The sequence below is a fragment of the Collinsella aerofaciens genome (genome assembly GCF_015554145.1).
GTDB lineage: Bacteria > Actinomycetota > Coriobacteriia > Coriobacteriales > Coriobacteriaceae > Collinsella > Collinsella aerofaciens_AA.
Genome location: NZ_JADNHZ010000002.1, coordinates 158,236 through 169,697 on the forward strand (window position 1 = coordinate 158,236; position 11,462 = coordinate 169,697).

10 protein-coding genes are annotated in these 11,462 nt (G+C 58.0%); 2 read left to right on the forward strand and 8 right to left on the reverse strand.

Translation table 11 applies throughout. The features are described 5' to 3' along the window. Window positions 1-89 precede the first annotated feature (89 nt). From I2E13_RS01585 to rnd, 8 genes are all read right to left on the reverse strand, one after another. On the reverse strand, window positions 90-1,268 hold the full coding sequence (locus I2E13_RS01585) for an acetate/propionate family kinase (protein WP_006234305.1): 1,179 nt from the start codon (window positions 1,266-1,268) through the stop codon (window positions 90-92). A 120-nt stretch (window positions 1,269-1,388) separates the two neighbouring features. Next, window positions 1,389-2,549, reverse strand: coding sequence for an MFS transporter (locus tag I2E13_RS01590; RefSeq protein WP_195403986.1), 1,161 nt, complete (start codon window positions 2,547-2,549; stop codon window positions 1,389-1,391). 119 nt (window positions 2,550-2,668) lie between these two features. Then, window positions 2,669-3,559: a LysR family transcriptional regulator gene (locus I2E13_RS01595; protein WP_117786875.1), complete on the reverse strand. Its 891-nt coding sequence runs from the start codon at window positions 3,557-3,559 to the stop codon at window positions 2,669-2,671. Between the two features lie 41 nt (window positions 3,560-3,600). Continuing rightward, window positions 3,601-3,936, reverse strand: coding sequence for a histidine triad nucleotide-binding protein (locus I2E13_RS01600; protein WP_035137921.1), 336 nt, complete (start codon window positions 3,934-3,936; stop codon window positions 3,601-3,603). A 49-nt stretch (window positions 3,937-3,985) separates the two neighbouring features. Beyond that, window positions 3,986-4,252, reverse strand: coding sequence for an exodeoxyribonuclease VII small subunit (xseB, locus tag I2E13_RS01605; RefSeq protein ID WP_006234311.1), 267 nt, complete (start codon window positions 4,250-4,252; stop codon window positions 3,986-3,988). Window positions 4,253-4,294: 42 nt separating this feature from the next. Beyond that, a complete protein-coding gene (xseA, locus tag I2E13_RS01610) occupies window positions 4,295-5,746 on the reverse strand; it encodes an exodeoxyribonuclease VII large subunit (RefSeq protein WP_324249364.1) in 1,452 nt (483 codons plus the stop codon). A gap of 115 nt (window positions 5,747-5,861) precedes the next feature. Beyond that, window positions 5,862-6,566, reverse strand: a complete 705-nt coding sequence (locus tag I2E13_RS01615) for a zinc metallopeptidase (protein ID WP_117655317.1) — start codon at window positions 6,564-6,566, stop codon at window positions 5,862-5,864. Between the two features lie 239 nt (window positions 6,567-6,805). Further along, window positions 6,806-7,939, reverse strand: a complete 1,134-nt coding sequence (gene rnd, locus I2E13_RS01620; RefSeq protein ID WP_006234315.1) for a ribonuclease D — start codon at window positions 7,937-7,939, stop codon at window positions 6,806-6,808. Between the two features lie 98 nt (window positions 7,940-8,037). Here rnd and I2E13_RS01625 point away from each other — a divergent pair, with 98 nt between their 5' ends. Both I2E13_RS01625 and I2E13_RS01630 read left to right on the forward strand, forming a co-directional pair. Further along, window positions 8,038-8,955, forward strand: coding sequence for a diacylglycerol/lipid kinase family protein (locus tag I2E13_RS01625; RefSeq protein ID WP_117773928.1), 918 nt, complete (start codon window positions 8,038-8,040; stop codon window positions 8,953-8,955). Window positions 8,956-9,363: 408 nt separating this feature from the next. Continuing rightward, a complete protein-coding gene (locus tag I2E13_RS01630; protein WP_195403987.1) occupies window positions 9,364-11,307 on the forward strand; it encodes a C69 family dipeptidase in 1,944 nt (647 codons plus the stop codon). The last annotated feature ends 155 nt before the right edge of the window (window positions 11,308-11,462 follow it).

Here is an 11,462-nt window from a genome sequence, read left to right on the forward strand (position 1 = left end):
CTTGATAAATAGCTATCAGGCATATCGCCCAACGAGCACAAAAGAGGGGCTGAACGGCGCTCGGTCGTCCAGCCCCTCCCCTCTTGGAATTACTTGCCGTTGACGATGCGCTCGACGTCGGAAGCGATCATGAACTCCTCGTCCGTGGGGATGACGAAAATCTTGACCTTGGAATCCTTGGCAGACAGGCACCAAGCGCCGTCACCACGCAGGGCGTTGCGGGCATGATCCATCTTGACGCCCATAAAGGCCAAGCGGTCGGCAACGCCGGCGCGGACAGCCGGAGCGTGCTCGCCGATGCCGGCGGTAAAGACCAGGGTGTCCATACCGCACATAGAAGTGGCCATCTCGGCAGCCTTGGCGGCAATCTTGTAGACAAACATGTCGAAGGCGAGCTGAGCCTCGGGGTCACCAGCAGCGGCGAGCTCCTCGACGTTGCGGCAGTCGTTGGTCTTGCCGCCGGTCACAGCCAAAAGGCCGGACTTCTTGTTCATCATCTCGTCGACCTCGTCGAAGGTGTAGCCGCCCTCGCGCTGCAGGTAGCACACGGTAGCCGGGTCGATGGAACCGCAGCGGGTGCCCATCATGACGCCGTCGAGCGGGGTCAAGCCCATGGTGGTGTCCATGCACTTGCCGTCCTCGATGGCGCACAGGGAAGCGCCGGAGCCGATATGGCACACGACGACCTTGCGGGCCTCGCCGTTGGTCATCTCAGCGACCTTCTTGGAGATATAACGGTAGCTGGTGCCGTGGGCGCCGTACTTACGGATGTGCAGCTTGTCGCAAACATCCTTGGGCAGAGCGTAAGTCTTGGCGACCTCGGGCATGTTGAAGTGGAAGGCGGTGTCATAGACCGTAACGTTGGGCAGGTCGGGATACTGCTCGAGGCAGTACTCGATAACGTTGGCCTCGGGGTTGTTGTGCAGCGGCGCCAGCGGGGCGACCTCGCGGATCTTGGCGAGGACGTCCTCGTCGACGAGGGAGGAATCGCCGAAGTACCAACCGCCCTGAACGATACGATGGCCGATACCCTCGATCTTGACGCCGTTGGCCTCGAGGTCCTTCAGGACGACCTCGATGGCGACCTTGTGGTCGGGGAACTCGATGTTCTCGGTCACTTTCTTGGAGCCGTTGGCAGCGTGGGTGAAGGTACCGCCGGTAAAGCAGACGCGCTCGCAGGAGCCCTTTGCGGACACCTTATGGGACTTGGTATCGATGACCTGATACTTAAGGGTCGAAGATCCTGCGTTGACGACCAGAACGTTCATGTGTCTCCCTACTAACAGGCGGTGTGGCGCCGCCAGGTTACATACGTTTCAATAATAAACCCAAACGCCCTCGCGCTCGGGTTTATTGCGTTGATATATAAGTTATCGGTGCCTAAATACTCATGTCCTTTGACTTGTAAGATGAAATAGCGCGGGGATATACACAAGGGAAGAAATCCCGAGCGCGACAAGCAATACGACTCGAATGCCCGCAACGCTACTCAACACAGCGTTGAGCAGATAGAAAAGAACGGCACCCACCGCCACCATCTGGCTTTGAACCGAAATCAGTGAACAGCGCATCGAAGAATCGGCTGCTTTTTGAAAAATTGAGTATTTAATTGGAGCAAATAACGAGTACGCAACCGTCTGCAGCACATAGAACACGGGCAGCAAATTAGCCGGAGTAAGGGGAATCAAAAACAAAGCTGTCAGGAAAAGGCGCACGATGCCGCAAATACGCGCAAAGCGGCCCTTGTCGACATGAGCAATCGCACAGGGCACAATAAGTCCCATGGAGGCGGAGGTAAGAAGCTGGACCGCAATGGTCACACCCGAAGCGACGGTATTCATTCCGCGACCCGCAAGCAGCAGTGAGAAAAAGTCTTCCAGGGCGACAAAAGCAAATGCCTGAGAACAGTCCATGATGAACGCTGAACGAAGAATGCCATTACCCGCAATAGCGGCACCGATCATCTTCGGGCTAATCCCATGTTCAGGTGTCGCCGCAGTGTCCCCTCTTCGCATCTCAGGAATGCAGACAACGACAACCAACGTCAACACCATTGCGATGATATCTGCCGAAAGACCAATGAGATATGCACCGGCGGACGAAATGAAACCGCCCACGCAAGCGGAGATGGCATAAGAGGCACAGAAAACAAATCGCTCAACGACATTAAGTCTTACGAGCTGGTCCTGAGAGACGCTGTCAATGTAAATCGCTTCGATGGATCCGCTCACACACGCAACGGCAAAACCCTTGAGAGCGAACGCACCGATTAAAAGCAGGGGAGAACGGACGAGAAGCAGGGCGGCGTAGTATCCAAGCATTCCCACGACGCCAACGAGACCGCTTGTCTTTCGTCCAAACCTATCAGCAATATAGCCAGTGGGAACTTCAAGGATGAACTTGCTCACTTGATATGCAATCATCATGCTAGAAATCGATACCATCGAAAGTCCGACGAACTCAAGGTAGACAGTTAGAAAATACAAGATGGTGCTGAAGTTCGACAGAAAAACGAACGTCATATAAAGCAAAACCGTACGGTTTTTCATGCTCCACCCTCCAAGAGTCAGCAATCTAAATCGGAATCTTGGAAAAACATGAGGGCAAAGCTGTCAGCTATGTGTTACAAGGCGTCAATAATCACTTGATGCCTCGAAGCCAATTAATCTCACGAAGCAAGATGACGCAATAGGTGCAGAAAAACCGTCTGGCGTCGATCAGTCCAGGCATTTTGTCGATAGCAAAAGTAGATGGGCAAGGCTACGTCACGCGAACCTTCAATGGAGCACTCGCTCACTTCCAATACATCTGATGCGAGAGAAGAGCCAGAAAAACTCAATATCAATCCCCCGGCTTGAAGAAACTCAGTCTGCGCCCTGTTTCCGTATTCAACATCACGGAAGCGAAAATTGACGAGCTGGGCTTCGGGACATTGATTGATTGCATTGAGACAGGGTGACAAATTAATGGGAACAGCGAGCCTGCCGCCCAGTAACTCGCGAATGGTCATGGCGCCCACAGATTGATGACCCGCTGGGCATGAAAGAACCTTGAGCTCCTTTTCACCCAAGTATTTCGAAGAAAGGACACTGTCCCTTGGTTCCTCAAATGAGATGGCCGCATCCGAAATACCAAGCACAAGTGATTCAAAGCATGTAGCCGTTGGCTGATGCCACACATCAAGGTGAATCTGAGGATGCGAGCGTTCAAACGAGTCATACCAGTTTTCGGCAAAAAGGCGCCCCCGCCCATGAAGGCAGGGGGCGTAAAGACGAAAGTGGCCATCGGGCGAAACGCCGTCGCTCCCCGATTGAGCGTACTTTTTGAGATCGTCGACTTGTGCCAGGATCACGCGTGCACGACGCGCAAATTCTCTGCCCGCCGAAGACAAAACAGCCTCCCCCGCCGATCGGTTGAGCAAAACAATCTGATACTCAGATTCCAACTTTTTGATTGCCGACGAAACAGCCTGCGGACTCACATGAACGGCGCGAGCTGCTTTGCGCACGCCGCCATAGTTCGCTACCGCTTGAAGGTATTCGAGTTGAGAAAGCTGCATAGATTACTCCAAAGGCAGCCAAGTCGACGGGCTACGCGCCCTCAGATGAGGTTCTCGCCCAGGTTTTTGCCGCCGAGGACGTGCATATGGAAGTGCATGACGGTCTGGCCGGCGTTGACACCCTTGTTGGAAATGACGCGGAAACCGTCCTCCAGTCCCTTGGCCTTGGCGACCTCCTGGATGGCGTGAGCCATGGCGCCCATGGTCTCGGCAGGCACGTTGTCGGCGATGTCGCTGTAGTGCTTCTTGGGGATCACGAGCGTGTGGACCGGCGCCTGCGGGTTGAGGTCGTCGAAGGCGATGACCTGGTCGTCCTCATAGACAACGGTCGAGGGGATCTCGTGGTTGGCAATTTTACAGAAGATGCAATCGCACATAGCTGGTTCCTTTCTTACAGACCAAGGTAATTATATTTGGTCGAGATGCTTAGAACGAAAGGTTATCATCGGTGTTGGCGGCCTCGCCGTCGGCGAGCACGTCGTTGCCGTCGACGTCCTTAAGGAGCACCGAGACCTTCTGCTCGGCATCGGACAGGCGGGTGCGCAGGCTTTTGAGGAGCTCGACGCCGCGGGTGTAGCTCTCGAGCGACTCCTCAAGCTCCATATCGCCCGACTCCAGGCTGCGGATGATGAGCTCCAGCTCCTGCGAGGCCTGCTTGTACGTAAGCTGCTCGACCGGGGTCTTCTCTGCCATATCTGTTTCCTTTCCTAAGGGTCTATCACTGCGAAACGCGGTCTACTCGACCGTATCGACCGTTGCTGCCACGTTGCCGTCTGCCATGCGCACGCGAATGGCGTCGCCAGGCTTAAAGGTCTTGGCACTCGTAGCCACACCATCATCGCTGTACGCGATGGAATAGCCGCGAGCAAGCACTTTGAGCGGCGACAGGGCATCGAGCGACGCTGCCGCACGGCTCAGGTCGGACGCTGGCTTGCTGAGCATCGTGCGCCCTTGATGCTCTAGGCGGGAACTCGCAAGCGTGAGCGCATGGCGCTTACCATCGAGCCCCGAGGTGCTTGTAATCAGACGCTCGGGCAAGCGCTCAAAGTTGGAGCGGAATGTCCCGACCGAGCGTACTATGGCGCCCGACAGGCGATCGGCAGTCAGCGCAAGCTCCGATTCGCGACGCTCGACCATAAATGTGGGGTCGTTGAGGCACGGGCGACACGCAGCGGCATCGAGCGCATCACCCAAGCGAGCCGTATAGGTATCCCAGGCACGGCGACCGCGCTGATCGAGCATCTCCAGGTCGACCTGGGCCGACCCAATCATCGATGCCATCGCGGCACCCAGACGCTGATGGCGCGCCTCGAGCACATCGGCCAACTCCGTCATAGCCGGCGCCACCGATTCTGCCGCCGCCGTGGGCGTGGAGGCGCGTCGGTCGCTCACCATGTCGCAAATCGAGGTATCGGGCTCATGGCCAATGCCGGTCACCACGGGCACAGGACAAGCCGCCACCGCGCGGGCAAGCTCCTCGTCATTAAAGGTCATGAGGTCCTCAAAGGAGCCGCCGCCGCGCACCAGCAAAATACAGTCGGGCGCCGGCGTAATGGAAGCGGCGCGGCGCAAGCCATCAATGAGCTCGGCCGGCGCACCCTCGCCTTGAACCTTGGCGCCCACGCAGACAAGCTCGACGAGCGGGTTGCGACGGCGCAGCGTACGCTTGACGTCGTCGATTACCGCACCGGAAAGCGAGGTGACGACCGCCACGCGTGAGCAAAACACCGGGATGCGGCGTTTGCGGGACTCGTCCATCAGTCCCTCGCGGCGTAGCTTTTCGGCCAACTGCGCCACCTGTTGACGCAGCAGACCCTCCCCCGCCAGCGAAAACGAGCGAGCGACAAAGCTCATGCGGCCCGTGGCCTTATAGAGATTGAAGCTGCCCTTAAAGCTCACCTGCATGCCGTCACGCAAGTCGAAGGTGCGCTTAAGGTAGGCGCCCTTCCAGATGATGCAGTCAACGGCGGCCGAATCGTCCTTGATCTGGAAATAGCAGTGGCCGCTTCGGGCGTTTGGGCCACGAAAACCCGTGACCTCGCCCAGAACGCTCAGCTGCGGAATGGCATCGAGCGCACCGGCGGCGATCTCTACCGCCTGGCTCACGCTGAGCTCCTTGCGCTCCTGCTCATCCGAACCGTCGAACTCGGCGGAAACGGCATTGCCGGTTAGATTCCAGCCTGCCACGCAGCCTCCTTTCGTCATCGTGCACAAGGGCTCCGGCCCTGCGCAAATTCAAGTCCAACACATAGTACAGCGCCGCGGGGACACAAATTCCCGCGGCGCCCAGCGACCCAATTTGTTATCGGTTGGAGTTTCTGTTGTAGCGAGCCATAAGATAGAGCAGCTGAATAATCGAGGTGAGCGCCGCAGCCACATAGGTAAGCGCGGCGGCCGTCAGCACCTTCTTGGCACCGTTGACCTGCTTGGAGCTCATACCCGACTGCTCAATATACGCCACGGCGCGCCGGCTAGCATCAATCTCGACCGGTAGCGTAACCAGTTGGAACAGCACGCTAAACGAGAAGAAGATCAGTGCGAGGGTCGTGAGTCCCGCGATGTTCATAAACAGGCCCATGAGCAGCACGATGGTCCAAGTGTTCTGGGTAAAGTTGACGACCGGCACGAGGGCGGTGCGTACCTTCATCATGGCATAGCCGCTTTGACGCTGCGCGGCATGGCCTGCCTCGTGACAAGCGACAGCAACGCTTGCGACCGAGCCGCCCGAACGGTTGGAATCCGACAGATACAGATTGTTGTCCTGCGGGTTGTAGTGGTCGGTAAGCTCACCAGCGACGCCCTTGATACCCACGGCATTGCAGCCGTTGGCGTCGAGCATGCGGCGAGCGACCGTGGCACCCGTGTCGCCGTCCGAGCGAACCTTGGACCACGTCTTGTACGTCGAGTTGATATAGCTCTGCGCAGCAAGGCCAAGCACCGTACAAACAAGAACAACCAGCAGGTACAGCGGGTCGATGCCAAAGCCATATCCATAGTAATAGGGCATGCGAATTCCTCCAAATCGAGTTACACGTTGGAGGCATTCTACCCACTCGCCCAGCAGGCAAATCAACATCGATGTTTTGGCAATGTCAGCGAAAACGGCCGAGAGCGAGCAAGGTGACGTGAAAGAGAAGCGACGCGTACTTTGGTACGCGAGCGACGATTGAACGTCAGATTGCTCGCTCTCGGCCGTTTGCAGCGTCGAGCTGTTACGCGGTTTGGTAAAACCGCGTAACTATATACCTATAACAACTCAATCTTTCCGTCCTTCACGGTGAGTCCCATATTGCCGGAAAGCAGATCGTCCAGACGCGAGCCCACAAGCTCAAAACGCCAGCCTTCACGCAGGGGGCTCTGCTCGGGATGCTCAATGTAGTCGGCCAGGTCATCGCGCGAGGCAATAACCGAGGTCGCCACTCCCGAGCGTTCGGCAACCAGGCGGATGAGCGCATACATCAGGTCCGTCACGCTCTCCAGCTCCGGCGAGATCTGACGGTGCCCGCGCACCATGAGCGGCAGGCGATCGTGCGGGCAGCTCGCGCCGCGCTTGATGGCCATGAGCGCGCCGTCCACATCGCGCTCCCCCAACTGGTCGGTACCACGAATGCTACGGAACTCCTCAACGCGCACGGGATTGCGCTTAACGAGCGCAAGCAGCGTGTCGTCGGACATGACCCACTTGCGCGGGATGTTACGGCGCTCGGCGCGGTCCTCGCGCCAGGCGGCGAGCTCGCGCGCGATGCCCAACTGGTGACGGCTGCACGAATTGATGCGTTTGACCTTACGGAACGCCTCGTGGCGATCGGCGCGATAGTGCGACTCGTCAGCCAGCGGGCGCAGCTCGTCGAGCACCCAGTCCACGCGGCCCAGCTCGCGCAGGCGGCTCATCATCTCGGTATAGGCGACGATCAGGTACTTGACGTCATCGATCGCGTACTCGATCTGTTTGTCGGTCAGCGGGCGACGCGACCAGTCGGTCAGCGACTCGGTCTTGGGCAGCGAGACGCCGCAAAACGTCTGCACGAGCGCGCCGTAGGAAATCTGCTGGCGTTCGCCCAAAAAGGCGGCGGCCACCTGCGTGTCAAAAATCGGACGCGGCAGCACGCCCACGGTATGGAGCATAACCTCCATATCCTGCGAGCAGGCGTGGAAGACTTTGGTCACGCTCTCGTCGGCCATAAGCTCGGCCAGCGGCGACAGGTCGTCGATCACCAGAGGGTCGACCGCGACGCTCTCGGCAGGGGTGGCAATCTGAACCAAACACAGGCGCGGATGGAACGTGCGCTCGCGCAAAAACTCGGTATCGACGGCAATCGCGTCAAACTCACGGGCGCGCTGGCAAAAGTCGAGTAGAGCCTGATGTGTGGAAATGTACATATCAACCCATCGAATAAGGTTAGGCCCGAAAAACACGGGTAGGATAACGGCATTGTCTTACAACTATACTCGGTTAGTCACAGAACGGGAACGTAAGTATGCGCTGCCTTATCATCCACAACCCGGCATCGGGCCCCAGCTCAGATGAAATCTACGCATTCACGCACGCCCTCGCGCAGGGCGGCGACGAGGTCGTGATGCGTTTTATCGGCGATGGCATGGAACCCGAGGACGCCGTGGCAGACGTGCGCGAGTTTGATCGCGTGGTGATTTCGGGCGGCGACGGCACCGTCTCCAACGTGCTCGACCAGATGCGCGGATGCGGCGTCCCCACGCTCGTCTTCCCCTCCGGCACGGCCTGCCTGTTCTTCAACAACATCGGCAATGCCCCTGAGGCGGCGGCGCTTGCCAAGGCTTGCCGCGCCGGTCGCACGGTCAAAGTGGACATGGGCGAGCTCTTTTGGCTCGACGAGAACGGCAGAGAGAAGCGCCACGGCTTTATCATCATCGCCGGCTCGGGCTTCGACGCCGAGATCATGATGAAGGCCGCTCCCACCAAAAACGACATCGGCGAGATCGCCTACTTCCTCTCCGCTCTCGCCACGCCCAACCCCACGGTGGCGCACTTTACCATTGAGCACGACGGCATTGTCGAGGAGCTCGACGGCATCTGCTGCATGGCGGGCAATACCTCGGTCATTCAAAACGACATCAACCTGTTCCCCGACTGCCGCATGAACGATGGCATGGTCGATATTGCGGTCATCGAACCCGTGCGCACCGTTCAGCTGCTGCCTACTGTGATCACCGCTGCGCTTGACCCCGCCGGTAAGGTACTCGGGCGCCCACAGTTCAAGATCATCCAGACCAAGGAAGCCAAGATCACCTGCACCCCGTCACTGGGCATGCAGTTCGATGGCGAGATTATCTCCAGCAATTCGGGCGTCTTTGGAGCCCGCGCGCTTCCGCAATGCCTCGACCTCATCGTCGACGAATTCTCCCCGCTCGGAAAATAGGAGGACCCTATGAACGACAATCCCCTGATCGGCTTTATTGTCATCGTCTTGGCCATGCTCGTCGGTTACGCCATCAACGTGATTCACCGCCGAAAGAAGTAAATCCACATTGGTATGATATTCATCCAGTTATCGCCTCTCCCGCTGTTTATGCATTCGTCAAATAGCGGGGGATTTTCATTTCGGGCATTCCCAGCTACTTTATTCGGCTACAGTAATTACAGGGCGTCTTTATTAAAGTAAAGTTGCAAACTGAGTACGATTAACCGCTCATCGCATATTTCATCACGCTTATCGAGTAAGTTTCTTTCATAGATGAATATTGTTTCCAGTTCGTTACGCTAATGAGGTGTCTTTATTGGCTGAAGCCCTCTGGCGACAGAGGGCTTTCGCACGCTGGGAGGGAAAATGAGGAAAACTCGCCCCGTCAACGCGCTCAAGAAGCTTGGCATAGGCCTTGCATTTGGAGCTGCAACCATCATGTCCATGCCGACCTCTGCACTCGCTTGCACGCAGGTCTACATGGGCAAAAACCTTACGGCCGACGGCAACACGTACTACGGCCGTTCCGAGGACTATGGCCCGCGCTATCTTAAGCACTTTGGCATTGAGCCCTCTCACGGCCCGGGACATACGTACAGCTCGGACGAGTCTTCGTTCATGTACACCTCGACCAAGACCACGTATCGCTACACCTATGTACGCGACCATCCCTCGCAGTGGGATGAACGCTGGGATGCCTACTCTGAAGCAGGCATCAACGAGAAGGGCGTATCCTGCTCCGCCACGCTAAGCACCAGTATGAATGCAGATGCCGAGACAGCAGACCCCCTGACTAAAACCGGCATCGGCGAGTACAACTACGCCAGCGTCATCCTGGGCGAGAGCGCCACGGCCCGCGAGGGCGTCGAGCTCCTCGGCAGCCTGATTGACGAGCAGGGCGTCTGCTCCAACGACCAGATCATCATCGCCGACAACAACGAGACCTGGCTATTTGCCGTGCTTTCCGGTCACCAGTGGATCGGCATGAAGCTCGCCGACGACGTCGCCTCGATCAACCCCAACATCGGCAACCTCAACTACGATGTCGACCTCAACGACCCCGAGAACTGCCTGCACTCCGAGGGCATCGAGTCCATGCCTAAGGAGAAGGGCTTTGCCGAGTACACCGACGGCAAGTTCGACGTCGCCGCAACCTATGGCGAGACCATTCAGAATTCCGGTATGCACCAGTGGACCCGCTACGTCCAGGGCCGTAACTACTTTGGCAACGAGCTCCAGGAGGGCACCGACTACGAGATCGTCAAGGACGAGCGCGAAGAGGCTCGCGCCACGACCGGCGCCTTGGTCCACGAGATGCAGCCGCTGTTCTTCCAGCCTGGAAAGAAAGACTGGACTACCTTTGAGATGATTCGCTCTCTCGGTAACCGTGGCGAGAATACCCCGGGCCTTAACGCCAACACTGACGGTGCCTATGCCATCGGCACCGAGCGCAACACCGAGATTCACGTCTTCCAGGTTCGCAACGGTCTTGATCCCCAGGTTGCAACAATCCAGTGGGAAATGCTCTCCCGCGCCGCGTACTCCGTCGCCATCCCCTTCTACTCCGCGCTGATTACCGAGGTTAGCCCGTATTTCAGCGACCAGACCGTCTCCTTCGACCACTGCAAAGAGACGGACATCGTGAACAACGAGGAGCCCGAGAACTCCATCAACTACGTCCTCATGGACATCAGCTCCCTCTGCTTTGAGAATCCCGATACCCTTGGTATCAGCGTCCGCTCCTACCTCGATGCACTCCAGAACGAGCTCATCGAACAGAACAAGGAAGTCGACGCCGCCATGCTGGCCGAGACGACCACCGAGGGCCGCACCGCTCTGGCCAACAAGGCCGGCAAGGCTGCCACCGAGAACACCTACGTCAAGTGCAAGGCCCTGCTCCAGGAGATGCGCGCCTATCAGAAGGCCGGAAACTTTGACGAGCCCTTCACCCCGAGCGACCTGAACACCGAGACCAACGGCCTCAAGGTGTCCATCACTTACGCCAAGGATGCTCTTGCCACCGATCCGGTCACCCCGGATCAGCCCGGCACCCCCGAGCAGCCCGGCACCCCCGAGCAGCCCGGCACCCCCGAGCAGCCCGCTAAGCCCGAGCAGCCCACCACCAAGCCTGAGAAGCCTGGCAAGTCGGACACCACAACCACAGTAACCGCCAACAAAACGAACACCAAGGGCGGCCTGCCCACCACCGGTGATCGTTTTGATGGCCGCATGGTGGCTGCATTCGCCATCGCTGGCGTTGCCGTCATCTCCGCCGGTGGTTACTTCCTCTACCGTCGCAACAAGGAGTAACGTCCTAGCTGAGCGGGCAAGGCAGCAATGGCAGCCTCGCCCGCTTAGCCCGCTCTTTTGACCGGCGGGAAACCCGCCGGTTGATTTTCAATCTCAGCGCAACAGCCTGAACGGACCCCGCGTTTCCGCAGCTAGCGCAACGCGGAAATAGCCCC